General features: G+C 72.9%; 22 protein-coding genes. 14 read left to right on the top strand and 8 right to left on the bottom strand.

The annotated features are described in order from the left end of the window. The first annotated feature begins 107 nt into the window (after positions 1-107). The 3 genes from ACFFGY_RS21560 to ACFFGY_RS21550 all read left to right on the top strand — a co-directional run bounded on the left by ACFFGY_RS21560 (position 108) and on the right by ACFFGY_RS21550 (position 4,580). Positions 108-824, top strand: coding sequence for a ribonuclease activity regulator RraA (locus tag ACFFGY_RS21560; RefSeq protein ID WP_377046602.1), 717 nt, complete (start codon positions 108-110; stop codon positions 822-824). Positions 825-1,107: 283 nt separating this feature from the next. Continuing rightward, the gene (locus ACFFGY_RS21555) at positions 1,108-2,190 is read left to right on the top strand and encodes an Ldh family oxidoreductase (RefSeq protein ID WP_377046601.1); all 1,083 of its coding nucleotides are present in this window, start codon (positions 1,108-1,110) and stop codon (positions 2,188-2,190) included. A 713-nt stretch (positions 2,191-2,903) separates the two neighbouring features. Then, positions 2,904-4,580 (top strand): glycosyltransferase, encoded by a 1,677-nt coding sequence (locus ACFFGY_RS21550; protein ID WP_377046600.1) that lies wholly within the window; start codon positions 2,904-2,906, stop codon positions 4,578-4,580. A gap of 45 nt (positions 4,581-4,625) precedes the next feature. On the opposite strand, the gene ACFFGY_RS21545 is transcribed toward ACFFGY_RS21550, so the two are convergent. Continuing rightward, positions 4,626-6,533, bottom strand: coding sequence for a DEAD/DEAH box helicase (locus ACFFGY_RS21545; RefSeq protein ID WP_377046599.1), 1,908 nt, complete (start codon positions 6,531-6,533; stop codon positions 4,626-4,628). A gap of 274 nt (positions 6,534-6,807) precedes the next feature. Next, the gene (locus ACFFGY_RS21540) at positions 6,808-7,419 is read right to left on the bottom strand and encodes a cysteine hydrolase family protein (protein WP_377046598.1); all 612 of its coding nucleotides are present in this window, start codon (positions 7,417-7,419) and stop codon (positions 6,808-6,810) included. Positions 7,420-7,638: 219 nt separating this feature from the next. On the opposite strand from ACFFGY_RS21540, the gene ACFFGY_RS21535 reads away from it, so the two are divergent. The 4 genes from ACFFGY_RS21535 (at position 7,639) to ACFFGY_RS21520 (ending at position 11,065) form a co-directional block, all read left to right on the top strand. After that, positions 7,639-8,697 carry a type III polyketide synthase gene (locus ACFFGY_RS21535; protein ID WP_377046597.1) on the top strand — a complete coding sequence of 353 codons (1,059 nt, stop codon included), beginning with the start codon at positions 7,639-7,641 and terminating at the stop codon, positions 8,695-8,697. A 106-nt stretch (positions 8,698-8,803) separates the two neighbouring features. Further along, positions 8,804-9,544: a methyltransferase domain-containing protein gene (locus ACFFGY_RS21530; RefSeq protein ID WP_377046596.1), complete on the top strand. Its 741-nt coding sequence runs from the start codon at positions 8,804-8,806 to the stop codon at positions 9,542-9,544. Continuing rightward, the gene (locus tag ACFFGY_RS21525) at positions 9,541-10,656 is read left to right on the top strand and encodes an NAD(P)/FAD-dependent oxidoreductase (RefSeq protein WP_377046595.1); all 1,116 of its coding nucleotides are present in this window, start codon (positions 9,541-9,543) and stop codon (positions 10,654-10,656) included. The genes ACFFGY_RS21530 and ACFFGY_RS21525 overlap by 4 nt, the downstream gene beginning before the upstream one ends. A gap of 193 nt (positions 10,657-10,849) precedes the next feature. Beyond that, entirely contained in the window at positions 10,850-11,065 is a 216-nt protein-coding gene (locus ACFFGY_RS21520) for a DUF4170 domain-containing protein (protein ID WP_377046594.1), read from the top strand. Positions 11,066-11,264: 199 nt separating this feature from the next. Here the strand turns inward: ACFFGY_RS21520 and ACFFGY_RS21515 are convergent, their stop codons facing one another. Next, on the bottom strand, positions 11,265-12,665 hold the full coding sequence (locus ACFFGY_RS21515) for a M20/M25/M40 family metallo-hydrolase (RefSeq protein WP_377046593.1): 1,401 nt from the start codon (positions 12,663-12,665) through the stop codon (positions 11,265-11,267). Positions 12,666-12,786: 121 nt separating this feature from the next. Here ACFFGY_RS21515 and bluB point away from each other — a divergent pair, with 121 nt between their 5' ends. Next, positions 12,787-13,497 (top strand): 5,6-dimethylbenzimidazole synthase, encoded by a 711-nt coding sequence (bluB, locus tag ACFFGY_RS21510; protein ID WP_377046592.1) that lies wholly within the window; start codon positions 12,787-12,789, stop codon positions 13,495-13,497. Between the two features lie 55 nt (positions 13,498-13,552). On the opposite strand, the gene ACFFGY_RS21505 is transcribed toward bluB, so the two are convergent. The 5 genes from ACFFGY_RS21505 to ACFFGY_RS21485 all read right to left on the bottom strand — a co-directional run bounded on the left by ACFFGY_RS21505 (position 13,553) and on the right by ACFFGY_RS21485 (position 18,970). Beyond that, positions 13,553-13,762, bottom strand: coding sequence for a TOBE domain-containing protein (locus tag ACFFGY_RS21505; protein ID WP_377046591.1), 210 nt, complete (start codon positions 13,760-13,762; stop codon positions 13,553-13,555). 214 nt (positions 13,763-13,976) lie between these two features. Beyond that, the gene (locus ACFFGY_RS21500; RefSeq protein ID WP_377046590.1) at positions 13,977-14,648 is read right to left on the bottom strand and encodes a flavin reductase family protein; all 672 of its coding nucleotides are present in this window, start codon (positions 14,646-14,648) and stop codon (positions 13,977-13,979) included. A 301-nt stretch (positions 14,649-14,949) separates the two neighbouring features. Continuing rightward, positions 14,950-15,516 (bottom strand): NADPH-dependent FMN reductase, encoded by a 567-nt coding sequence (locus ACFFGY_RS21495; RefSeq protein WP_377046589.1) that lies wholly within the window; start codon positions 15,514-15,516, stop codon positions 14,950-14,952. Between the two features lie 265 nt (positions 15,517-15,781). Continuing rightward, positions 15,782-18,022 carry a YjbH domain-containing protein gene (locus ACFFGY_RS21490; protein ID WP_377046588.1) on the bottom strand — a complete coding sequence of 747 codons (2,241 nt, stop codon included), beginning with the start codon at positions 18,020-18,022 and terminating at the stop codon, positions 15,782-15,784. Positions 18,023-18,328: 306 nt separating this feature from the next. Further along, a complete protein-coding gene (locus ACFFGY_RS21485) occupies positions 18,329-18,970 on the bottom strand; it encodes a DedA family protein (RefSeq protein ID WP_377046587.1) in 642 nt (213 codons plus the stop codon). 105 nt (positions 18,971-19,075) lie between these two features. On the opposite strand from ACFFGY_RS21485, the gene ACFFGY_RS21480 reads away from it, so the two are divergent. From ACFFGY_RS21480 to ptsP, 6 genes are all read left to right on the top strand, one after another. Next, a complete protein-coding gene (locus ACFFGY_RS21480) occupies positions 19,076-19,402 on the top strand; it encodes a YnfA family protein (protein ID WP_377046586.1) in 327 nt (108 codons plus the stop codon). Between the two features lie 253 nt (positions 19,403-19,655). Next, positions 19,656-20,180 (top strand): HPr kinase/phosphorylase, encoded by a 525-nt coding sequence (locus ACFFGY_RS21475; protein WP_377046585.1) that lies wholly within the window; start codon positions 19,656-19,658, stop codon positions 20,178-20,180. Further along, on the top strand, positions 20,177-21,202 hold the full coding sequence (gene rapZ / locus ACFFGY_RS21470) for an RNase adapter RapZ (RefSeq protein WP_377046584.1): 1,026 nt from the start codon (positions 20,177-20,179) through the stop codon (positions 21,200-21,202). Before ACFFGY_RS21475 ends, rapZ begins: the two co-directional genes overlap by 4 nt. Continuing rightward, positions 21,199-21,648 (top strand): PTS sugar transporter subunit IIA, encoded by a 450-nt coding sequence (locus ACFFGY_RS21465; RefSeq protein WP_377046583.1) that lies wholly within the window; start codon positions 21,199-21,201, stop codon positions 21,646-21,648. Before rapZ ends, ACFFGY_RS21465 begins: the two co-directional genes overlap by 4 nt. After that, entirely contained in the window at positions 21,645-21,956 is a 312-nt protein-coding gene (locus ACFFGY_RS21460) for an HPr family phosphocarrier protein (protein ID WP_377046582.1), read from the top strand. Before ACFFGY_RS21465 ends, ACFFGY_RS21460 begins: the two co-directional genes overlap by 4 nt. Next, positions 21,946-23,757 carry a phosphoenolpyruvate--protein phosphotransferase gene (gene ptsP, locus ACFFGY_RS21455; protein ID WP_377046581.1) on the top strand — a complete coding sequence of 604 codons (1,812 nt, stop codon included), beginning with the start codon at positions 21,946-21,948 and terminating at the stop codon, positions 23,755-23,757. The genes ACFFGY_RS21460 and ptsP overlap by 11 nt, the downstream gene beginning before the upstream one ends. The last annotated feature ends 28 nt before the right edge of the window (positions 23,758-23,785 follow it).

The following is a 23,785-nucleotide window of genomic DNA, read 5'->3' as shown; positions in this document are numbered from 1 at the left end:
AGGGGAAACCCGCCCGGGCCCGCCGGTGGGCAGTACCCGGGGGCGGTCCGTCCGGGATCGTCGGCGGCGCCGCGGAACCCGCGCAACACGAGGAGGAAGCCAGAACCATGGCCATCGACGTCCAGCCGCTCGACCCAGCGGTCGCGGAGGTGCTGCGCGGCATCTCCACCGCCACGCTGACCACGGTGCTGCTCAAGAAGGGCCTGCGCAACGTTTGGATGCGCGGCACGCGGCCGCTGCAGCCCGGTCAGCCGCGGATCGTGGGGCGGGCCTTCACGCTGCGCTTCGTGCCGGCGCGCGAGGACCTGGCGACGCCGGAGTCCTGGTCCAACCCGATCTCCACCCGCTCCGCCATCGAGGCGATGCCGCCCGGCGTGGTGGTGGTGGCCGACGCGATGGGCATCGCCGATGCCGGCATCTTTGGCGACATCCTCTGCGCGCGGATGCAGAAGCGCGAGGTCGCGGCGCTGGTGACCGACGGGGCGATGCGCGACGCGGCGGGCGTGGCGGCCACCGGGCTGCCGGTGTGGTGCCAGGGTGCGGCGGCCCCGCCCTCGGTCGCGGCGCTGACCTTCGTGAACTGGCAGGAGCCGGTGGGCTGCGGCGGCGTGGCGGTGTTTCCCAACGACGTGGTGGTGGTGGACGGCGACGGCGCGGTGCTGATCCCGCAGAACCTGCTCGACACCGTGGCGGCGCTGGCGGCGGAGCAGGAAGCGCAGGAGGCCTGGATCATGCGGGAGGTGGAAGGCGGCGCGGTGCTGCCCGGGCTTTACCCGCCCAATGCCGAGAACAAGGCGCGCTACGAGCGTTCGCGCGGGCGCTGAGCCGGCCGGGCGCGGGCAGAAGTGACGCGGGCCGCGACGGATCGCGGCCCGGGACACCACAGGTCCTACGCGGCGCAGGCCCTACGCGACATGGGGCCACACGACACGGAGCCGGGCGGTACAGGGCCGGGCGATGCAGGGCTGCCTGACGCAGGGCACACACGACGCAGGTCCACAGGACACGGGCCACACGACACGGGCCCTGCGCGACACGGAGCCCACGCGACACGGATCCCACGCGACACGGGGCCCTGCGCGACACAGGATTGAGGGGAACGAGACCATGAACGCAGCGGCCGAGACCACGGAGCGGCATCCGCCCGAAGCACTGCGCGACTTCGCGGCGCGGATCTTCGCCGCGGCCGGGATGGAGGCGCCCAAGGCGGCTGCCATGGCCGAGGTGCTGGTGGAGGCCGATCTGCTGGGCCACACCACGCACGGTCTGGCGCTGCTGGGGCGCTACCTCGACGAGATCGCGGCCGGACATATGGCCACCGGCGGCATGCCGGAGGTCCTGCAGGACCGGGGCGCCTGCGTCAGCTGGGACGGCAAGCGCCTGCCCGGCATGTGGCTGGCGACCGAGGCGATCTCGCTGGCGCTGGAGCGGGTCGGCACCTACGGCACCGTCAGCATCGCGATCGGCAACGCCCATCACCTGGGCTGCCTGGCCGCCTACCTGCCGCGCGTGACGGAGCGCGGCTGCCTCCTCAGCATCGCGAGCTCGGCGCCCGGCGTCGCCACGGTGGCGCCCTTCGGCGGGCGGCAGGGCGCGCTCTCGCCGGCGCCGGTGGCTTTCGGCTTCCCCACCGGGGGCGATCCGGTGCTGATCGACATCAGCGCCTCGGTCACCACCAACAACATGGCCGCGCGGCTGGTGCGCGAAGGGCGGCGCTACCCGCACCCGTGGCTGCTGGATGCCGAGGGGCGGCCCAGCGACGACCCGGCGGTGATGGGGGCGGGCGGCACGATCCTGCCGGCGGGCGGGCTGGACCATGGGCAGAAGGGCTACGGCTGGGCGCTGATCGCCGAGGCGCTGAGCCAGGGCCTGTCGGGCCATGGCCGCGCCGAAGGGCCGAGCAGCATGACCAACGCCGCCTTTATCCAGGTGATCGACCCGAGCGCCTTCGCCGGCGCCGCAGCCTTCACGCGCGAGGCCGACGCGATCACCGCGAATTGCCGGCGCTCCTCGCCGCGCCCGGGCTTCGAGGCGGTGCGCCTGCCGGGCGAGAGCGGGCTGCGCCACCGCGCGGCGGGACGGGAAGGCCTGCGGCTCTACGCCGGCGTGCTGGCGGACCTGCGCGCCCGCGCCGCGTCGCTGGGCGTGCCGGTGCCGGCGGTGCTGCAGCCCCCGGGCGAGGCGGGATGAGGCTGGGACGCGATCACCTGGGTCCTCGGGCGCAGGTGATCGCGCAGCGCGGGATCGGACGTAGCGCCCGGATGAAAACGGCGCTCGCGAAGCGGATGGCGACGTGAACGGGCATGAGCGCTCATGAGCCGGGTTCCGGCAATGCGGCGCCGGTCCGTGGGGCGGCTGAACAGGTGTCCGACGCGGCTCCGCTGAGGGCGGAACATCGTGTTGCGGGAGGCCCGAGATCGTGCCTCCTGTCCGAGCCTGTCCAGGGCCATGAAGCCGCGGGCCTTCAGCGCCCGGTGGCAGCGGTTGCTGTTGCAGCCCCTCGTAGCGGGAACAGTGCCATCCTGGGCGGCAAGCTGCACGGCGAACACCGCTGACCCTGCACTGCTCGGCAACGCCGGACGTCGCGTGCACGAGGACCAATCAGTTCAGGGGCTCGCCGTCGCAGCGCCTTCGCCGGCCTGAGCAGGTCATCCCTGGCAGCGCTTTTCGCCCGCCTGCAGCCGAGTCCTTAGGCATTTTTCAACCTTAGGTTGATGATATTTTACGCTGTGTGCAGCTTTTCTGCTTGAATTTGCAAGCGAAGCACGTTGCCTCATGGAAGCTGCGGCTCCACCCAATAATTCATCGTTTTTAGTTCGACAAACAAATTTTGAGACGGCATTGTTCCGACAGCGGCCTGACCCGCAGCGGCGGAAGAGGGTCGATGCAACTCGGATGCTTCCGTGCCCAGGGTCGTTCGAGATGACAGCAGCAGGGGTCTCGGCACGATGAATCTCGGCGCGTTGCGGCTCACCGCGGCTGAAGCACAGAAGCGTGGCGACTACGCGCGGGCCTCGGAATCCTGGCGCATGATCGTCCGGGAAGCGCCCGACAGCAGCGAAGCGCAGGAAAGCCTCGGCCGCCTGCTCCGCGAGATGGCCGACGCGGCCGGATCGATCAACGCGTTCCGCAAAGCGGTGCTGCTGCCCAGCGGCCGCAGCACCGCCAACCATGACTTCGGCCATATCTGCCTGAACACGCAGCGGCTGGGCACCGCGCTGGAAATCTTCGACCGTGGCCTGCGGATGACCCCGCGCTACGACGGCTTGCGCTTCCTGTGCGGCGTTGCCGCGACGCGGCTGAACTGGCTCGACGTCGCCTACCGCTACCTTGCCGGCCTGCCGCCGGACACGCTGTCCACCTGGGTCGGGGAGCGCGAGCGATCACGGGAAGCGCTGCGCCAGCTTCGCGCGAGGATCATGGACAGGCTCGCGGCGCGACGTCGTGGTCCCCTGAGCCGCGGCGATCTTCTCGAGCTCGCCGCCGACCTCGTCGCGGCCGGCAAGATCCGGGCCGCCTCGTCCATCGTGGCCGAGCTCCGCGGCGTCGATGGCGTGCCGCAGGACCTGCTGCCGACGCTGCTGGCCCTGACCAAGCGGCGGGATGGACGCCTGGCCGCCATGGCCGTTGCTTCCGCGGCAAGCCGCCAGGGCCAGCCCGCCGCGGTCGCGCACCTGCTCGCCACGGCCTGCCTGGACGGCGACGATTACGCGTCGGCCGCACGGATCCTGCAGGAACTTCCCGAGGAGCAGCATTCCGAGGCGACGCGCAGCACGCTGAGCGTCGCCCTGCTGCTCACCGGGGATCTCGAGGAGCTCGGGCGCGTCACGAGCGAGTGGTGCAGCACCAGCGGCACCACCCTGGCGAGCCGCGCCCTGCTGTCCGCCCAGCTCGCGCGCGGGCTGATACCCCGCGCCCTGCGGGATCAGGCGCCGTGGCAATCCGACATGCCGCTGCCCATCATCCAGTTCTGGCACGACCCTCAGGTTCCGGACGACGTCGCCGCCGCCATGACCACCTGGATCGGCAGCACTCCGGGCCTCCAGCCCACCGTGTTTTCCGCCGCCTCGGCGAGAGCCTGGCTGCATCAGCATGTCGGGCCGCAGGCCGTGCGGTACATGGACAGGTGCTACCATCCGGCGATGGAGGCCGACCTGTTCCGGCTCTACTACCTGCTGGTGCAGGGTGGCGTTTACGTCGATGCGGACGAGAGCTGCCGCGCACCGCTGACGCCGCTCCTCAATGCCCTGACGGAAACCGAGGCCGTGGTGGTGATTTCCGGCGAACTCGTTCCCTACGTGCACAACTACTTCATCGTTTGCCGCCCTGGGTCGAAGCTGCTGCAGCAGGCGATCCGGGATGTGGAAGCAAGGCTAGAGGCCGAGGCGCGGCCGCCGATCTGGGACGCGACGGGGCCGGGCTGCGTCACGCGATCCGTGGCCAGGGTCCTGCTGCAGGCAGACACGGAGAGCGGCAGCCTCGTCAACATCATCTCCGAGCAGCAGTACCGGAACTTCGCCCTCAACCATTCCGACCTCGCCTACAAGCGCACCGTCAGCGGTTCCTGGACACGGGCCTGACACCGCCCGAAGGCTGGCGCCGCGGGCGCGCGTGACCGGGTCGTTCTAGGACGCCTTTCCGGCCGAGGCTTTCCCGGCGGATTTCGCCCGCGCCGGGCGCCCGCCGGGCGGCTTCCATTCGTCGCGCTGCCGGGCGGACCAGCGGTAGCGGGGATCGTCGGCGATCAGGTGGAGGTGGTCGGCCAGTCGGTTGCGCTCCATCCAGCCGATCGCCGCTTCCAGTTCCGCCAGCGTCATGTGCGCCCGCGCCTTGTCGCCGGTCACGCGCTTCAGCGCCGCGTTGTAGCGATGGTACAGGCCGGGTCCGGCGGTGCGGCCGTGCGGCGCGCTCCCTGCTGCCTCGTCCTCCACCGCCTGGGCCGCCACCATCTCGCCCAGGCGGGCGCGCAGGCGGCGCTCGGCGACCGAGGGCAGTTCCAGCATCTCGCCCTGTGCTTCCTCCTGCTCCGGCCGGCGCATCGCCAGTTCCGGCCCCGGGGCGAGGCGGTGGAAGCGCATCGCCAGCGCGTTGGAGTGCAGCGGCACGATGCCTTCCTTGGGCGCGGGCAGCTGGTCCAGCAGCCAGCCCGGCAGTTCCCGCTGGCGCTCCTGCGGCTTCGGGCGACGGGCCAGCGTGCCCTGCTCGGTTTCCATGCGACGGCGGAAATTGGCAAACAGCGGGTCGTCGGGGTGGAACACCAGCGCCGTCTGCGCCTCGTAGGCGCCGGCGTTGAAGTCCACCCGCGTGGCGCGCGCCACCATCTGCTCCAGCCAGGGGCGGGAGCGGATATGCGTCAGCGCCGCCACCACCGCGACCTCGGGCGCGTCCAGCCCCTCGTAGGCCATGGCGACGGTGACCAGCACCGAAGGCTCGGGCAGGAGGCGGAAGGCGGCCAGCAGCTCGTGCGCGCGGGGCGTGTCGGAGGTCGCGAGCTGCGCCACCTCCTCGGCCTGGGCGGCGGGGATCCATTGCCGCACCACGTCGAGGTAGTGCCGCGCGGTGGCCTGATCGGGCGCCACCACCAGCAGCTTGCCCAGGCCCCGTGCCGCCTCGCCGGGCTGGAGGCCGCGGGCGCGGCGGCGGCGGGCGCGCAGGTCTCGGATCGCCACGAAGGCGTGACGCAGCAGCGCCTCGGCGAAGCCGGTGCGCAGCGCGGTGAACAGCGCCGGGCGCGTCGTCTCATCCGGGTGGAGACCGGAGATGCGGTGGGGGCCGAGTTCGTTGCCTTCCTCGTCGCGCCAGCTCGCCTCGCCATCCAGGGCGCCGAAGGTGACCGGCAGCACCGCGCGCTCGGCCAGCGCCTCGGCGCGGGAATACCCGACCACCGCCCAGCCCTCGGCATCGAGCTCGACCTCGCGCGTGCGGGCCTTCGGGCCGCGGCGATAGGGCAGCCACAGGATGCCCTTGCCGTCGGCGCGCTCCAGCGTGCCCGACAGCAGCAACCGAACGCTGGCACATTCCAGCAGTGGCAGGATGGCGCGCGACCAGGCGCTGGCCTGGTCTTCTTCCTCGGTGGCGGCGGTGACGGGGTCGATGTCGCCCAACGCCGGCAGGTGGTGCACCTCATCCACCACCAGCAGCGTACGGTGGCGGCGGAACTCGCCCAGATGGAGGTCGGGTGCCGCGGCGATGCCCTGGTAGGTGGTGATGTAGCCGGCCAAGCCCCGGCTGGGATCGGGCGTGTTGTCGGCGGCGCGCACCGACAGCGCGTGGCCGAGGGCTGAGCGCCAGACCGGGTCGGCGAAAGCTTCCTCGGCCTGCAGGCGGAGGCTGTCGCGCGGCACCACCCAGCACACGCGATCCACCACGCCGGCCGCGAGGAGGCGGGAGGCGGCGATCACCGGCAGCAGCGACTTGCCGCCGCCGGGCGTGACCGCGGCCAGGATGTCGCGCGCCTCGGTCTGCCCGGTGGCGATCGCCTCCACCACGCCGGCCAGCCGCTGCTGGTGCGAGCGAAGCGGGCGGGTGGTCAAGCTGCGACACCGAGGGAGCAGAACATAGCAAGAACCTGATTCAATTCGGTTCCCGTGTCCAGAGCCGCGATGCCGGCCGCCGCCGGAACGCTGCGGCACGGGCCGGCCTTCAGGCGTCAGGCGTCAGGCGTCAGGCGTCAGGCGTCAGGCGTCAGGCGTCAGGCGTCAGGCGTCAGGCGTCAGGCGTCAGGCGTCAGGCGTCAGGCGTCAGGCGTCAGGCGTCAGGCGTCAGGCGTCACTCGGCGTATTCCCGACGCGGGCGCAACCCGGATGGTCAGTGCCAGGCGGCCAGGATCTCCTTCACCGTGGCGGCCTGCACCTGGCCGCCGTAGCGGTCCTGGTAAAGGGTGAGCAGCGCGTCGTGCGTGTGGTCCGAGGAGGAGCACACCCCGTCGGTCGCCAGCACCACGCGGTAGCCGCGGTCCACCGCGCCCAGCACCGCCGCCAGCACGCAGACATCGGTCTCGGCGCCGGTGATGATCAGCGACTCGGTGCCGCGTTCCCGCAGCAGCGCGTCGAGTTCGGGCGTCATCCAGGGGGAATACACCGTCTTGTCCACCACCGCGGCGGGCGGCACGAAGCGCTCCAGTTCAGGCATCAGCCGTTCCGTGCCCGGCGGCAGCGCTTCCAGGGTCATGCTGCTCCAACGCCGGTAGTATTCGAGCCAGGTGCCCTCGCCTTCGCCCGGTCGTTGCGCCGGGATGAAGCGGGTGAAGACGGTACGCTCGGGATGGGCGGCCACGAGGCGCTCCACGACCGGCAGGACGCGCGTCATCCAGGGCGTGTGCCAGTCCGTGCCCTCGGCGAAGAGGCGTTGCATGTCGACGCACAGGTGCAGGCTGCGGTGGTCGAGCCGCAGGGGACGGTCCTCCGTGGGCGCTGTCATCGTGTTGCTTTCTCCTCCATCGCCCTTGCGGGTGGGGAAGCAACGCCCCTGCGCTGCGGCGGATGCACCGGGGGAGTACCGGCTGCGCGATACGTCCGCCGGGGAACACGCGGCACGGTCGCGGGGCCGGCGCTGACACTACCGTGAGGCGGGCGGTGCGACGTCGACGGCGCCTGTTAATCCGGCTGACCGACCCGACCTGCGGTGGCAATGAACGTTATGTCCCAGGCGGTCTTCCTGAACCGGATCGGCACCGCCGTGCCGCCCAACGAGGTGCACGGCACGTTTCGCGGCTTCGCGGAAACGCTGATCCCGCCGGGGCTGGAGCGGCGGCTCTTCGCGCGCATGGCCGACCGTGCCGGGATCGAGCGGCGCTGGAGCGTGCTGCGCCCCGACGGGCGGCCGGGGCTGGTGGACGACGAAGGCTTCTACGCGCCCGGCGGCTTTCCCTCGACCCGCAGCCGGATGCAGCGCTGGGAGGCTGAGGCGCCGGCGCTGGCCCTGCGCGCCATCGCGGGGCTGGGGGATGCGGCAGCGGGGATCACGCATCTCGTCACCGCCTCCTGCACCGGCTTCGCGGCGCCGGGGCTCGACCACGCGATCTGCGCGGCGCTCGGCCTCGAGGAGTCGGTGGCGCGCACCAACATCGGCTTCATGGGCTGCCAGGCCGGGATCGTGGCGCTGCGCCTGGCGCACGACACGGTGCGCGCCGACCCGCGCGCACGGGTGCTGGTGGTAAACCTAGAGCTTTGCACGCTGCACCTGCAGGAACGGCCGGAGGTGGAGCAGCTGCTGTGCTTCCTGTTGTTCGGCGACGGCTGCTCGGCCGCGATCGTGAGCGCGGAGCCGGAAGGCCTGCGCATCGACGGCTTCCGCTCCACGCTGCTGCCCGAGGCGCGCGAACAGATCGCCTGGCGGGTGGGCGACAACGGCTTCGACATGGTGCTGTCGGGCGAGGTGCCGAAAAGCCTGGCGCGCGCCCTGCCGGCGCGGCTGCCGCAGATCCTGGAGGGCGGCGCTGCGGAGGAATTCGCGCTCTGGGCGGTGCATCCGGGCGGGCGGTCGGTGATCGACGCGGTGGCGGAATCCTGCCGGCCGCCGGAAGGCGCGCTGGGGCATTCCCGCGCGGTGCTGCGGGACCACGGCAACATGTCCTCGCCCACGGTGCTGTTCGTGCTGGCCGGGATGCTGCGCGACGCGGCGGCGGGGTTGCGGGGCGTGGCGCTGGCCTTCGGCCCCGGCCTGTCGGCCGAGGCGATGCGCTTCACCACGGTCTGACGGCGGTCGTGGCGGGCGCGACGAAGCCGGGAGGCGGCGCGGTGGTGACAACAAGGGTGGCCGAAGCGAGGGCGAGTGGGGCGATGGTCCGGGCGAGGCCAGCGCCATGACGCTGCGCCACCGGGTGCTGGTGCCCGAGATCATGGACGACGCGGCGCAGGACTTCCGCGCCTTCTCGGCGGCGCTGCACGACCTGGAGCGGATCAACCGCCTGACCTTCGCCTATCGCCCGGTGATCAGGTGGCTCGAGGCGCTGGTGCGGCGGAGCGGGGCGCGGCGGCTGCGCGTGCTCGACGTCGGTGCCGGCGGGGGCGACGCGCTGGCGCGGATCGCGCGCTGGGGCGCGCGGCGCGGCGTGCGGCTGGAGCTCGCGGCGCTGGACCGCTCGCCGCACGCGGCGGCGCATGCGCGGGCGCGGCATCCCGGGCTGCCGGTGCGCTGGATCACCGCCGACCTTTTCGCGCTCGACCCGACAGAGCGCTTCGACGCGGTGGTGTGCTCGCTCTTCGCGCATCACCTGGAGGACGAGGCGATCCGCCGCTTTCTCCGCTGGCTGGACGCGCGGGCGGAGCTGGGCTGGTTGATCAGCGACCTCCACCGCCACGCCATCCCCTGGGGCGCGGTCTGGGCCGGGGTCAGGATCCTGCGGATGGACCCGATGGTGGTGCACGACAGCACCGTCTCGATCGCGCGCGGCTTCCGGCGTGACGACTGGCGGCAACTGCTGCGGGAGAGCGGGGTGCGGGCGGAGGTCCGCTGGTCGCTGCCCTTCCGCTGGAGCGTTTCGGGCGGGCCGCGGCTGCGGGACGGGGCGGCGGACGATGCCGCCGGCGCCCGCCCGGCATGACGGTGGCGCGGGCGGAGGTCATCGTGCTGGGCGGCGGGCCGGCCGGGGCGGCGGCGGCGGCGGCGCTGGCCTCGGCGGGTCGAGACGTGGTGCTGGTGGAGCGCGAGGCGGCGCCGCGCGAAAAGGTCTGCGGCGAGTTCCTGGGCCCCGACGCGGTGCTGTTGCTGCGCCGGCTGGGGCTCGACCCCGCCGCGCTGGGGGCGGTGTCGGTGGACGGGGCAATGTTGGCGGCAGGCGGCCGGGCGGTGGCGCTGCCCCTGCCCTTCCGGGGCTGGAGCCTGCCGCGCGCGGTGCTGGACGAGGCGCTGCTGTGCCGTGCCGCGGCGGCGGGGGCGGTGCTGCATCGAGGCAGGGCGGCGACGGGCGCCGTTCCCGAGGGCGAGGACTGGGTGGTGCCGCTGGCCGGCGGCGCGGTGCTGCGGGGCGGGACGCTGGTGCTGGCCACCGGCAAGCACGCGCTGCGCGGTTTTCCACGCGGCGCGGCGGGGGTGGCGGGCGGCTGGCTCGGCCTCAAGCTGCCCATACGGCTACCGGCGGTACCGGGTTCGGTGCTGCTGCTGCCCTTCGGCGGCGGCTATGCCGGGCTGCAGCCGCGCGCGGGTGGCGGGGCCAATCTTTGCCTGGCGCTGCGCCCCGGCGAGGGGGCCGCCGCCATGGCGCGCGACGCGGCGGCGCTGCTGGCGCGGGTGCGGGCAGGCTCCCGGCTCGCGGCCGGGGCGCTGGAGGGCGCCGTGCCGGACCACCCCCGGCCGCTGGCGGTGGCAGGGGTGCCCTACGGCTTCCGGCACCGCGACGGTGCCGCCGCGCCGCCGCGCCTATACCGGGTGGGCGACCAGTTCGCGGTGATCCCCTCCTTTACCGGCGACGGCATGGCCATGGCGCTGGCGGGTGGGCTGGCGGCTGCGGCGGCGATCCTGGCAGGCGAGTCGGCCGCGCGCTTTCACCGGCAACAGGGCGCGCGCTTCGCGCCGGCGATGCGCTGGGCGGGCGGCGTGGCGGCGCTGCTGCACGGCGCACCGGGCGTGCTGGCCACGGCGGCGGCGCTGTGGCCAAGCGCCGCGGCGCTGGTGGCGCGACGCACGCGGGTGCCCGGCCTGCCGCGCGACAGCTGAAACATGTCCCTCGGCCACGGCGTTCCGATGGTGGCCGCTGCCCGCACCATCCGGCAGCCCGTCCCGGCCGGGCCTGTCCGGCGAGCTTACCGGGGCCGCACCTGCGGGCAGGGCAGCTTCGCGCCGGAAGACGATGCTGCGCCCGCACATCTGTTCTACACGCTCGTTCAGGCGTCACTCCGAGGAGGCATCGATGGCGGACGGCAAGCTCTACTTCGTTTGGGGCGGTGTATTCACCGACGGCGCCTGGACCGAGCTCGAGCCCAATACCGAGGAATGCTACGGCCCCTTCCACGACCCCAAGGTGGCCGACCGCGTTTGGAACGAGAAGGCGCGCCGCAACATCGACATCGCGATGCACCGGCTCTTCGTGCTGACGGTGGACCGACCCGGCAAGGCCGCGGCCTGAGCGGCGGGCGCCGGGTCCCTTCGGGGCCCGGGCGCCACGTCCGGGGGATGGTGCGCCGTCCCCCTGGCTTTTCCTCCGAACCCTTTTCCGGGCTCTCGCCGCTGGAGCTTGCTCCGGGGCTTTCCCCCGGCCTTCCGTCCTGGAAGGCAGCACGGGCTGGACCTCGCCCGACGGGATCGCCCGCCGGGGCTGGCGCGCGCTACTCGCCGAGGCCGGCGATCGCCACGATGGCGCCCAGCGCCGTGGCGATGCCCTTGGTGCTGGCTTCCGGCGCCACGTCGATCCATTCTTCCAGCGAGTGCGCCCGGCCGCCCGTGCCGCCCGAGGCGACGGTGACCGCCGGGATGCCGAGGCTGATCGGGATGTTGCTGTCGGTCGAGGAGGCTTCCAGCACCGGCGTGTAGCCGCGGGCGGCGATCACGCCCTGGGCCAAGCGCACGATGCGCGACGAGGCGGCCGTGGTGCCGGCGGGACGGTCGCCCACCTGCTTCACCTCGACCCTGATCTCGCCCCGGCGGATGTCGCGCGCCGCGTTCTCGTCGGCGGCGGCCTGCGGCAGCGTGGCAAGGAAGCGCTCTTCCAGACGCGCCAGCTCCTCGGCGGATTCCGAGCGGAGGTCGACCTCCATCCAGGCTTCCTCCGGGATCGCGTTGATCGAGGTGCCGCCGCCCACCTTGCCGATCGAGAAGGTGGTCTTGGGCACCGAGGGCACGCGGATGCGCGACAGGTCGTCGGCCGCGCGCGCCAGGGCGAACATCGGGTTCACCAGCCCGAAGGCGCCGAAGGAATGGCCGCCGGGGCCGCGGAAGGTGATGCGGTAGCGCTTGCTGCCCACCGCGCCGATGCACAGCCGCGCGGTTTCCAGGCTGTCCACCGCCACGAAGCCAGCGACGCGGTCGCGCAAGGGGCTTTCGCGGAAGAAGTGCTTCACACCGCGCAGGTCGCCCTGCCCTTCCTCGCCCACCGAGGCCAGCACCAGGATGCCGGCGCGGGTGCGGATCCTGGCGGCATCCAGCGCGCGCAGGATCGCGAGCTTCACCGCCAGGCCGCGGCTGTTGTCGCCGACGCCCGGCGCGCGCAGCACCGTGCCCTCACGCCGGACGGCGACGTCGGTTCCCTCGGGAAACACCGTGTCGAGGTGCGAGCAGATCACCACCAGCCCGGCGGCCGGGTCGGTGCCGGGGCGCAGCGCCGTCACGTTGCCTTCCCGGTCGGTGGCGACCTCCTCAAGCCCCTGGGCGCGCAGCATGGCGGCATAGGCGGCGGCGCGGGTGGCTTCGCCGAAGGGGGGCGAGGCGATCTCGGTGATCTGGATGATCTCGCGCACCGTGCGGTCGTGATCGTCGCGCACGAAGCTGTCGGCGCGCCGGAAGGCATCGCTGTTCAGCAGGCGCGACACCTCCGCCGCCACGTCGCCCGCCTCGGACAACAGGGCGGCGCGCAGCGGCGTGCTGTCGGAGGCAACCGGGGATGTGTTGCCAGAGGCGACCGACGACGCATCGCCGGAGGCGACCGGGGGCGTGCTGCCGGTGGCGGGGGGCGTCTCGCCCGAGGGGATCGGCGAAACGGCCGCGGAGGGGGCGGGGGGCACGTCGGTCATGGCTCGGTTCTCCGGCGCCCGGAACAGGCAGGCTCCGCGCGTTTCGCATCCTAGACCAGGGCGCCGCCCCGGGCCACGCGGCGGATGCGGCGAGAGCCCTGGACGGGCTAGACTAACCCCCATGACCGCGACCACGCGCGACCTCGCCGCTTCTCCCGCGCCCACCCCTGCCCCCTCCCCGGCCTCATCTCCCGCGGCGGCGCCCGAGTTCGACGGGCGGTTCCGGGCGGAACTGCAGGCGTTGTTCCGTTGGCGCCGCGACGTGCGCCATTTCCGGCGCGACCCGCTGCCGCCCGGCCGGCTGGAAGCGCTGCTGGCCGTGGCATCGCTGGCGCCCTCCGTGGGCCTCAGCCAGCCCTGGCGCTTCGTGACGGTGGAGGACCCAGCGCGGCGCGCGGCGGTGCGCGCCAGCTTCGCCGCCTGCAACGCCGACGCCCTGGCTGCGCAGCCGGCGGAGCGCGCGCCGCTCTATGCCAGCCTGAAGCTCGCCGGGCTGGACGAGGCGCCCTGCCACCTGGCGGTGTTCGCGGAGCCGGCGCCGGCGCAGGGCGGCGGGCTGGGGCGCGCCACCATGCCGGAGATGGCGGCCTATTCCGCGGTGATGGCGGCGCACACGCTGTGGCTGGCGGCCAGGGCGGAAGGGATCGGCATGGGCTGGGTCTCGATCCTGGACCCGCAGGCGGTCACCGCCGCGCTGTCGGTGCCGGCGGACTGGGTGCTGATCGGCTATTTCTGCCTGGGCTATCCGCGCGAGGAGACCGAGGTGCCGGAGCTGGAGCGCCTTGGTTGGGAACGGCGCGCCGCCGGCGCGGCCACGCTGCTGCGGCGCTGAGCGCCCGCTCCCGTCCAGCCGGCCACGGCTGGTTCGGAAGCGCGGCGCACGGGGTTCAGTCCTTACCCACCATCACGTCGGAGGCCTTGATCACGGCATAGGCTTCGTCGCCCACGGCGAGGGCGAGGTCGTCGATCGCGGTGTTGGTGATGGAGGCGGTGACCACGGTGCCGTTGCCGATGTCGATGCGGACATGGCCGGTGGTCTGCCCCTTTTCCACGGCGACGATCCGGCCCTTGATCTGGTTCCTGGCGCTGAGCTTCATGGGTTCCGCTTTTCTGCTGGCTTCGGCAGGCCGCGCCCCGGGCGAGGCCGGGAGGTCGGGGGCTGCCCGTTCGGGATGACGCGGCGGACCATAGGGCCATCCCCAGCTGCCGCCCAGGCGCCACGCGCGGCTCCCTCCAGGCGTGGCGGATCAAGCGGTCAGGGAGCCAACCTCCTGGCCCGGCTCCGGCGCACGCCGCCGGCGTCGCCTCCCGTCAGCCCGGCCGTCGCTGCGCGGGCGGCCCTTGCCGGTGCTCCGGCACGCTCATGCCGGCGAGGTCGAAGCGGTCGCGCGTCGAGCAGTAGCCCTGCCCGCCCATGCGGCCCACCGCGTCGATCAGCGCCGGGTCGATGTGCAGCCGCTCGTTCACCGCGTCGGCCCGCAGGTGGGCGTAAACCACCTCGCCCAGCACGATCTCGCGGGCGTTGTTGATCTCGAGAAAGGAATGGAGGCGGCATTCCAGCGCCGCCGGGGCGCGGGCGATGGCGGGGCAGCGCACGGCGGTGCCGGGACGGATCTCCAGCCCGGCCTCGTGCAGCTCGTCGATGCCGGCCTCGAAGGCGGTGGCGCAGACGTTCATCGCCTCCACCAGCGCGTCGGACACGATGTTGACCGTGAAGCAGCCGGTGTCGCGGATGTTGCGCGCGGTATCCTTGGGCGATCCGTCGGGGCGGAACTCGATGCCCAGCGCCACGATGGCCGGGTCGGCCGACAGGCAGTTGAAGAAAGAATAGGGCGCGGCATTCACCCGCCCCGCCCCGTCCACCGTGGTGACCCAGGCGATCGGGCGTGGCACCACGCTGCCGATCAGGATCTTGTAGCGGTCACGCACCGGCATGGCCGTGAAGTCGAAGCCGCGCGTGGCGGGCAGGTCGTGGTCGGTCATGGCGCGTCTCCCGCTCAGGCCGCGTGCCGCCCGCCGGACGCCGCTGCCGCCGCGGCGTTGCTTCCGCGCGTCCGGGCGTGACGGCGAGGGCGATCGCAACGGCGCTGCCGCTGGCCATCGCATCGGCGGCGGGCATGGTCAACGGCCGCGGGGTCAACAGCGGCGGGAGCGAAGGGGCGGCACGGTCAACGACGGCGGTGGGGGCGGAGCGGCGGCATGGCTCCGCCCGGGCGGCGTCGCGACCGAGGGCGCGCGCCGTCGTCGGCGACGCCGGCGGAGGACCGGCGCCGGCGCGAGGTTTTTACCCGGCGCGCATCGGCTTGAGCGCCACGGCCCAGCGCTCGAGCTCGTCCAGCATCGTGCGCGCGCTGGTGTCGATCAGCTCGTTGGACACGAAGGCCCCGTCCTTCAGCTGCGCGCCGAAGTTCGGGATGCCCACGCCCTCGGGCGGGGTCACCATCTTGAGGGTCGCCAGCGTCTGCTTGAGGTGCTGCGCCCCGCGCAGGCCGCCCGACACGCCGCCGTAGCTCACCACGCCCGCCGGCTTGTAGCCCCATTCCACCACGAGGTAGTCGAGCGCGTTCAGCAGCGCCGGCGTCGTGCCGTAGTTGTATTCGGGCGTCACGAAGACGTAGGCGTCCGCCGCCGCGACGCTGGCCGACCAGCGCTTCGTGTGCTCGTGCTCGTACTGCTGCGCGCGGGGATGCTTCGGCTCATCGAAGACCGGCAGGTTGAACTCCGCCAGGTCGACGAGCACGGGCTCAAGGCCGCCGTAGTTCCGGGCGAAGCCGTCGAACCACCGGGCGATGGTGGGGCCGACCCGGCCGGGGCGTGTTGAGCCGATGATGATGTGAAGCTTGAGGGCCACGGCAGTCTCCTTGCGGCGAAGCGACCAGGGATCACGGATCGTGCCCGACGGAGTTTCGGGAACAAGGGGGAAGCGCACAAGGAGGCACATGCGTGAGCCGAGGGAACATCCATGTGCCCGGGGAGTGGCGCCCGCGCACGGTTGGGAACTCGCCGTCATTTCACGGGGAACGAGCGGCAGCGGCTTTGGTCCTCTTGCGGCCGTGTCGGGCGGCTGGCCGGCGGGCCGAGGCGCGCCAGCCCCCGGCCGGGCGTGCCGGCCGGCCTCAGCGCGCGAAGCCGCCGACCCCGCGCGCCAGCGCCTCGTCGCGCCCGTCGCGGGTCACGCCCCATAAGGGGTTGTCCACCGACAGGCGCTGCCCGCCGTCGCGCTGCACCGGGCGGATCGTGGCCTGGGCGACGCTGCGCGTGTCGGGGCCGAAGATGTCGAGCGGCACGCGCAGGTAGATGCCCTTGTCGAAGGAGCCCTCGCCGAACCGGCTGAAGGACACGTCGGTGAAGGTGGCGAAGCCGCCGACCTCGATGCCGTTGCGGAAGCGGCGCCCGACCTCCACCGTGCCGCCCCAGTCGCCCGCCAGGTAGCGGCCGGCACGGACGATGCCGTAGAGATTCCACACCGGCAGGTCGGCGTAGAGCGAGACCTGCCCCGTCACCACGGAATAGCGCCGGAAGCCCAGCAGCCCGTCGTAGGCGCGCTGGCGCACCCAGTTCAGGTCCGCCCCCACCGCCCAGGAACGGTCGTGCGGCCGCCACAGGACCTCGGCGCCGACGCCGCCGAACATCGGCTCGATCAGGCCCGCGGTGACGCGGCCGAAGACGTCGGGCGCCACGTTCCAGATGCGCTCGGCATAAAGGGCGGGAATGGTGGTCTTTCCTTCCGCCGCGTAGCGCGCGTAGTCGCTGCGCACGTGCGGCAGGCGGCTGTCGGAAGGAAGGCCGCCATCGAGGTTGCCGGCCAGGCGCTGCGCCACGGCACCACTCAGCGCGAAGCCCGAGCCGAGCTCCAGCCGTCCGCCGGCAGCAAGCCCCGCCTGCCAGCGCAGCGTCGCGGTCGGATCGCCCAGGATCACCGCCAGCCTTGGCTCCAGCCCGTAGCTCAGCGTCGTGGCCGGGGCGCGGTGTTCCCCGGCGCAGTCGCCGCCCGGGCAAAGGAGGCCGGTGGCCGGCAGGAGCGTGGTGGCGGCGAAGGCCTCCTCGGGGCTGACGGTGCCGCGCGCCGCCTCGGCCAGGGTTTCGCGCGGCGCCACGGCGGCCGCGACCTCGACGCCCGCGATCCACCAGCCCACGCGCAGCACCTGTGCCTCGGGCGGCAGCAGCCCTTCGACGGCCCGCACCACCCGCCCCAACACCTGCGCCACTGTGCGGAAGCGGCCTTCCGCCACCGCCAGCCGCGCTTCGCCGCCCTGCAGCGAGAAGCTCAGCGGCCGGAAGCCCGCCTGCGCCAGGGCGTCGAACACCGCGCCGGCCAGCTGTGCGTCGGCCTGGGCCTGGCCCGCGGCGGCGCGGTCGGGCGGGAAGTGGTCGGATGGGGTCCGGTCGGACAGGGGTTGGTCCACCGGGATCTGAGTGGGCGGGTTCCGGTCCGGCGGCGCCCGGTTCGCAGGGGCGGGCGGCGCCGGAACGGGCGGCGGTGGCGTGAGGCGCGGGACCTCCGGCGGGGCCTCGGGGTTCAGCTGGAAGGACAGGCGGAACAGCGCGTCGGTGCCGTGCACGAAGCTCAGGCCCGCATCCACGGAGCCGTTGCTCCAGCTCAGGCCGGCATTCAGTCTCGACCGGGCGCGGCCGCGCAGATTGTCGGTTTGCGCGGGATAGCCGCCGCGCTCGTCGCGCAGGTCGTCGCCCGACCATTCCAGCTTGGCGCGCAGCCCTTCCACCACGCCCAGCGGCGTCACCACCGGCGGCAGCGAGTATTCGACGCCGCCGAAGACCGCGACCTGGTCGCCGCGAAAGAAGTCGGTACGCAGCGTGCCGCCATTGCCCACCGCGCGCCGGCGCGTGCGGAAGCGGTCCGACACCGCGTCCAGGGGGTTGCCGAAATCATCCGCGGTGCCGAGCCGGCCCCAACCCAGCCCGAGGCTGAGATCGAAGCCGTGCCAGCGCTTGGAGGCCACGACGTACTCGCCGCCGTAAAGGCCGGTGCCGATCATGTCCTGCAGGCCGATCGCCAGGGCGGGAAGGTCGTCGCTCTCGGGCAGCAGCCGCAGCTTGAGGTCCAACGCCCGGTCGGTGGTGCGGCCGCTGCCCGTGGTGCCGTTGAGGCGGTCGGTGGTCCGGAAGGTGGTTTCCAGGAAGGGCAGCGCCTGGAAGGACAGGAAGTAGAAGCGCCGGTCTCGCCGCAGCGAGGCGCCAGCATCGATCACCCCGTCCTCGCGGAAGCGGGCATTGCGGGTTTCGATCAGGCCGACGCCGCCGAAGTTGCTGCCGGTCGGCGCCACTTCCTCGGCAACGACGCGGCAGGGCAGCAGAAGCAGCAGCAGCAGAAGGGCGAGGCGGGAGGACCGGAGCACTGTTCGCGTTTTGCGGGCAAGACTCCGCTAAGCTTGGGCAGCGGGTTGCTGGCAACGGCAGCAGCACAGGCGGGCGGAGAATTTCCCGTGCTGTGCGCCAACCGGCACGAATTATTCCGCTGGAAGGAATGTCGAGGTTCCCCGGGCCACGCGCCGCCGCGACGCTATCGGCCTACCCGTCCCGTTTCGTCCGCGCCTTTCCGGATGTGGTCACTGCGCCAGCCCGCCCGTGCTCAGGGCGACTCGGCGGCACGGCCCAACGTCAGGGACGGGCGGTGTCGCCGGGCGGGATCTTCCCGGCCGGGCTCAGCGCGGCGGGCGGGTGGCCAGGGCGAGGGCGCCCGCCACCCGCTGGCGTCGCCGCAGCCACCAGGCGCCGCCGGCCAGCAGCCCCGCCACGAGCAACACCGCACCCAGCAGCAACGGGCGCTCCAGCAGCGTGCCCAACTGCCCGAGCACCAGCCCGGGCAGGATCATCAGCGGCGCCCAGAGCAGGGCCGAGCCGCAATTGGCCAGCTGGAAGGAGCGGTGCCGCATGCCCGACACCCCGGCGATGGCGGGGGCGAAGGCGCGCACCGGCCCCACGAAGCGCCCGAAAAACACCGCCGCCCAGCCCCAGCGCCGGAACAGCAGCACCGCCCGGGCGTAGTTGCGGCGGTGCTGCCGCGGCAGCCAGCGCTGCACCAGCCCGCGCCCGTGCCAGCGGCACAGCCAATAGCCGATCGCATCCCCCAGGATGCCGCCCAGCACCACGGCGCCGAGCACGGGCCAGGGGTCGAGGATTTCCTGCCCGACCAGCACGCCCAGACCCAGCAGCAGGGCGGTGGCGGGCACCAGCAGGCCGATGCCGGGCAGGGATTCGAGCAGGGCAAGCAGGAAGGCCAGCAAAGGTGCCCAGGCCGCGTGTTCCCGCACCCAGCCCTCGAAGCCCGCGATGATGGCATCCATGGGCCGGCGATCTGGCCCTTTGCCGACGCGGCCGCAAGGCTGGCGGCGCCGCGGGCCGCCCCTCCCCCTTTCGCGCGGCGCCGGACCGTGGCACCGGCGGTCGGCATGAGATCCATCCTGGTGTTCGCCGCCGCCGCGGCGCTCGAGATCGGCGGCTGCTTCGCGGTCTGGTGCACGCTGCGGCAGGGTGCCTCCGCCTGGTGGCTGCTGCCAGGCTCCCTGGCGCTGGCGGGCTTCGCCAGCCTCCTGACGCTGGCCGGCACCGGCTTCGCCGGGCGGGCCTACGCGGCCTATGGCGGGATCTACGTGGCGGCCTCGGTGCTGTGGCTGTGGCTGGTGGAAGGCGTCCGGCCGGACCGATGGGACCTGCTCGGCGCCGCAGTGGTGCTGCTGGGTACGGGGGTCATCCTCCTGGCGCCACGCGGCGGCTGAGGGCGGGTCGGGGCCGCGTGCCCTCTCCGGAGGGGCCGTTCCGCCCTCCCTCCCCCAGCCTTTCCGGACCTCCTCCCGGCCTCGGTTTCGCCGCCCTCATGGCCCCGACGTTGCGCGGCCGCAGGATTCCGCCATGATCCCGCCCGGAAGCGTTGCGGGCGGGCGCGAAGCCCGGCATCCGCAGCCCAGGGGCACGGCAGCGGCCGCGCAGCAGAACAGGAACGGATCGGCCTTGGAAGCAGGGGGAGCGACGATGCGACAGCACGGCAGCTGCGCCTGCCAGCCCGGTCCGATGGGCGGCGTGCTGCTGCTGGGGGCACCGGGCAGCGGCAAGTCGGACCTGCTGCTGCGCCTGCTGGACCGGCCCGGCTGGCGGCTGGTGGGAGACGATCAGCTGATCCTGCGGCGCGACGGTGACGCGCTGCGCGCCCAGGCGGCGTCCCCGCTGCGCGGCATGCTGGAGGTGCGTGGCCTGGGGCTGCTGGAAGGATTGACCCACGAGGATGAGGCGGCGCTGGGCCTCGCCGTGGAATGCGTCGGCCGTGACGCGGTGCCGCGCCTGCCGGTGCCGCGACGGTGGGAAGCGCTGGGCGTGACGCTGCCGGTGGTGGCGATCGACGCCCATGCCGCCTCGGCCCCGCGGCTGGTGGAACTCGCCCTCCAGGGTGCCAGCGGCACGGGCACGGGCTGGCGCGCGGGCGCCTTCGAAGCCGAGGCCCGGCCCGCCGGCCGCGACGAGGCCGCGCCACACCCTGCGGCGGACGGAGCGCCGGCATGATCAACCTGCAGCCCCCGCCGCCACGCCCCGCCGGCCAGCCGGGGCGCCACGTGGTGGTGGTCACCGGCCTGTCCGGGGCGGGCAAGGCCTCGATCCTGCGCGCGCTGGAGGATCTGGGCTACGAGACCGTGGACAACCCTCCGCTCTCGGTGCTGGGGTCGCTGATCACCGAGGATGACGGGAGCCCGCTGGCGGTCGGGGTGGACACCCGCAGCCGCGGCTTCGACGGGGGCGCGCTGATCGCGGGGCTGGCGGCGCTGCGGGCGCGGGGCGACCTCGACCTGCGCATGGTCTTCGCCACCGCCGACACCGAGGCGCTGATCCGCCGCTATTCCGAAACGCGCCGCCGCCATCCGCTGGCGCCTGAAGGCAGCGTGGCCGAGGGCATCGCGCGCGAGGCGGCGGTGCTGGAACCCTTGCGCGAGGAAGCGGACTGGGTGGTGGACACCACCGGCCTGCCGCTGCCCGACCTGCGCCGCATGGTGGAGCAGCAGTTCCGGCCGGACCTCGCGCCGGGGATGTCGGTGGCGGTGAAGTCCTTCGGCTTTCCGCACGGGGTCCCGCGCGAAGCCGATCTGGTCTTCGACCTGCGCTTCCTGCGAAACCCGCACTACGACCCCATATTGCGTCCTATGACCGGAAAGGACGCGCCGGTGGCCGCCTTTATCGAGGCCGACCCGGACTTCCCCGCATTCTGGGGCCACATAACCGCCCTGCTGGACCCGCTGTTGCCGCGCTACCAGGCCGAGGGCAAGAAGTACCTTACCGTCGCGGTTGGCTGCACCGGGGGCAAGCATCGCTCCGTGCTGATGGCCGAGCGCCTGGGCGCCCATCTTGCGCGCGCGGGCTGGCGGGTCGATCTATCCCATCGCGAGCTGCGGCTGCCCCCCGTCGCGCTCGGCGCCGCATGTCCTGCGGACCCTGCCAAACCGGCAGCCCCCTTCACAGCAGGTCCAAGGGACGATCCAAGGTCGTCACCCGGACCTTCCCCTGGGCCGGAGCCCCGAACGCACTTATCATGATCGGAATGGTCCTGGTCACCCACGGACACCTGGCCGAGGAACTTCGCCTCGCGATGGAGCATGTCGTGGGACCGCAGAAGAACGTCGCCTGCGTCTGCATCGGCCCCTCGGACGATGCGGCCACGAGCCGCGAGGAGTTGCGCGCCCGCGTGGCCGAGGTCCGGCAGGGCGACGGCATCGTCGTGCTGACTGACATGGTGGGCGGCACGCCCGCCAACCTCGCCACCGCCATGTTGGCCGAGGGCGACGTCGAGGTGGTGGCCGGCGTGAACCTGCCAATGCTGATCAAGCTGGCCAAGCTGCGCGGCGTGGAGCCGATGCCCCAGGCAGTGTCGCACGCGGTCAGCGCGGCCCGGAAATACCTCGGCACCATCGGCGAGCTGCGGGCGCCCGCGCCCTGCACCGCGCCGAGCGCCATACCCAATGGGGGAGGATCGCCCGCATGAGCACCGAATCCGCCACGGCCGCGCCGCAGTCCGGCACGCCGGTGCTGCGCCGCAAGGTCACCGTGGTGAACAGCCGCGGCCTCCATGCCCGCGCCGCCGCCAAGCTGGTCACCCTGTCGGAGCGCTATTCCGTCTGCCTCAACATCGTTCATGACGGGCAGAGCGTCCCGGCCTGCTCGATCATGGGGCTGATGATGCTGGGTGCCGGCGTGGGCAGCACCCTGACCGTGGAAGCCGAGGGCTGGGAGGCCCGCGAAGCCCTGGATGCCATCGCCGGCCTGATCGAGGCCGGGTTCCATGAGGACTGAGGGCAAGCAGGACACCAGGCGCGCCGCCAGCCGCCGCACGCGGGAGGTGGTGCTGGACGGCCTCGCCATCTCGCCCGGCGTGGCGATCGGCCCCGTTTACGACACCAGCGAGATCCGCGCCGAAACGCCGCGCCGCGCCATCCAGGCCGCGGGCGTCGAGCAGGAGAAGGCGCGGCTGACGGCCGCCGCGGCGACGTCGCGCAAGCAGGTCAACAAGCTCAAGCTCCGCCTGTCGGTGCTGCCGGAAGAAGCGCAGGAGGAGCTGGAGCCCCTGCTCGACGCCTACGCGATGATGCTGGGCGAATCTCGGCTGCTGCGGGGCGCGCGCAAGCGCATCGAGACGGAGCTGCTGTCGGCCGAAACGGCCGTGGTGGATGAGGCCGAGGCGATCGCCGCCGCTATCCTCCTCGCCAAGGACGACGACAAGCCCGGCTTGCGTCGCCGCGCCGGCGAGGTTCGCGAGATCGCCCGGCGCCTGACCCGCAACCTGACCCATGCCGGCTTCCGCTCCTTCAAGGACGTTCCCGCCGGCGCGATCCTGGTGGCCGAGGAGCTCACCCCCGCCGATGCGGCGCTGCTCGACCCCACGCGCATCGCGGGCGTCGCCACCGAGGAAGGCGGCTCGGACGGGCATACCGCCATCATGCTGCGCGCGCTGGGCATCCCCTCGGTGCTGGGCTGCACGGGGCTGACCGAGGCCGCGCGGCGCGACGACCCCTGCGTGCTCGACGGCAGCAACGGCACCGTGGTGCTGCGGCCGAGCGAGAAGTCGCTCTCGGCAGGCAAGGAGGCGCTGGCGGTTCATGCGCGCGAGCGCACCAAGCTCGGCAAGCTGCGCCGCCTGCCGGCGGAAACGCTCGACGGCGAGGAGGTGGACCTTCAGGCCAACCTCGAAATCCCGGCCGAGCTGCCGCTGATCGCCAATGCCGGCGCCCACGGCATCGGGCTGCTGCGCACCGAGTTCCTGTTCATGAACCGCGACTCGCTGCCCGACGAGGAGGCGCATTTCGAGGCCTACCGCCCGATCGTCGAGGCCACCGGCGAGGACGGCGTGACCATCCGCGTGCTCGACTGGGGCGGCGAGAAGGACATGGAAGCGCTGGCCGAGGGCATGGAGCCGACCTATGCCGGCCCCAACCCGGCGCTGGGCCTGCGCGGCGTGCGCATGCTGCTCAAGCGGCCGGAACTGCTGGAAGTGCAGTTCGCCGCCATCCTGCGGGTCGCGGCGCTGGGTCCGGTGCGGGCGCTGCTGCCGATGGTGACGGTGCCCAGCGAGGTCAGCCAGGCGCGCGAGATCTACGAGCGCGTGGCCAAGCGCCTGCGTCGCAAGGGCGTGGCGCTGCCCGACAAGCTGCCGATGCTGGGCGCGATGATCGAGACGCCTGGCGCGGCGCTGGCGGCCGACGCCATCGCGCTGGAGGCGGATTTCTTCGCGATCGGCACCAACGACCTCGCGATGTACACCCTGGCGGTGGACCGGGCCGAGAGCGCGGTGTCGCACCTCTATGACCCGCTGCACCCGGCAGTGCTGCGGCTGATCCAGTTTGCCACCGAGGCGGCGCTGCGCCTGCGCATGCCGGTGTCGCTGTGCGGCGAGATGGCGGGCAACCCGCGCCTGGTGCCGCTGCTGCTGGGGCTGGGCCTGCGGAGCCTGTCGATGAACGCTTCCGCCGTGCCGCGGGTGAAGCAGGCGGTGCGCACGCTCAAAATTGACGACTGTGCCCGCTTCGCCCGTCGCGTGATGGAACAGTCCGACCCGGCGCGCATTCAGGAACTGGTCATGGAGTTCGGCAAGGAATAGCGCCCGCCAGGCACGCCGATTCGCGATG

Source organism: Roseomonas elaeocarpi, assembly GCF_042433915.1.
Classification (GTDB): domain Bacteria; phylum Pseudomonadota; class Alphaproteobacteria; order Acetobacterales; family Acetobacteraceae; genus Roseomonas; species Roseomonas elaeocarpi.
The sequence above is the reverse complement of the archived record's forward strand: the minus strand, read 5'-3'. Positions and strand labels throughout refer to the sequence as shown.

Bases quoted from the DNA above. Each gene is read 5' to 3' on its own strand.
- ACFFGY_RS21560 (WP_377046602.1), top strand. From the start codon at position 108: ATGGCCATCGACGTCCAGCCGCTCGACCCAGCGGTCGCGGAGGTGCTG.
- ACFFGY_RS21555 (WP_377046601.1), top strand. From the start codon at position 1,108: ATGAACGCAGCGGCCGAGACCACGGAGCGGCATCCGCCCGAAGCACTG.
- ACFFGY_RS21540 (WP_377046598.1), bottom strand. From the start codon at position 7,419: ATGACAGCGCCCACGGAGGACCGTCCCCTGCGGCTCGACCACCGCAGC.
- ACFFGY_RS21535 (WP_377046597.1), top strand. From the start codon at position 7,639: ATGTCCCAGGCGGTCTTCCTGAACCGGATCGGCACCGCCGTGCCGCCC.
- ACFFGY_RS21530 (WP_377046596.1), top strand. From the start codon at position 8,804: ATGACGCTGCGCCACCGGGTGCTGGTGCCCGAGATCATGGACGACGCG.
- ACFFGY_RS21525 (WP_377046595.1), top strand. From the start codon at position 9,541: ATGACGGTGGCGCGGGCGGAGGTCATCGTGCTGGGCGGCGGGCCGGCC.
- ACFFGY_RS21520 (WP_377046594.1), top strand. From the start codon at position 10,850: ATGGCGGACGGCAAGCTCTACTTCGTTTGGGGCGGTGTATTCACCGAC.
- ACFFGY_RS21515 (WP_377046593.1), bottom strand. From the start codon at position 12,665: ATGACCGACGTGCCCCCCGCCCCCTCCGCGGCCGTTTCGCCGATCCCC.
- bluB (WP_377046592.1), top strand. From the start codon at position 12,787: ATGACCGCGACCACGCGCGACCTCGCCGCTTCTCCCGCGCCCACCCCT.
- ACFFGY_RS21505 (WP_377046591.1), bottom strand. From the start codon at position 13,762: ATGAAGCTCAGCGCCAGGAACCAGATCAAGGGCCGGATCGTCGCCGTG.
- ACFFGY_RS21500 (WP_377046590.1), bottom strand. From the start codon at position 14,648: ATGACCGACCACGACCTGCCCGCCACGCGCGGCTTCGACTTCACGGCC.
- ACFFGY_RS21485 (WP_377046587.1), bottom strand. From the start codon at position 18,970: ATGGATGCCATCATCGCGGGCTTCGAGGGCTGGGTGCGGGAACACGCG.
- ACFFGY_RS21480 (WP_377046586.1), top strand. From the start codon at position 19,076: ATGAGATCCATCCTGGTGTTCGCCGCCGCCGCGGCGCTCGAGATCGGC.
- ACFFGY_RS21475 (WP_377046585.1), top strand. From the start codon at position 19,656: ATGCGACAGCACGGCAGCTGCGCCTGCCAGCCCGGTCCGATGGGCGGC.
- rapZ (WP_377046584.1), top strand. From the start codon at position 20,177: ATGATCAACCTGCAGCCCCCGCCGCCACGCCCCGCCGGCCAGCCGGGG.
- ACFFGY_RS21465 (WP_377046583.1), top strand. From the start codon at position 21,199: ATGATCGGAATGGTCCTGGTCACCCACGGACACCTGGCCGAGGAACTT.
- ACFFGY_RS21460 (WP_377046582.1), top strand. From the start codon at position 21,645: ATGAGCACCGAATCCGCCACGGCCGCGCCGCAGTCCGGCACGCCGGTG.
- ptsP (WP_377046581.1), top strand. From the start codon at position 21,946: ATGAGGACTGAGGGCAAGCAGGACACCAGGCGCGCCGCCAGCCGCCGC.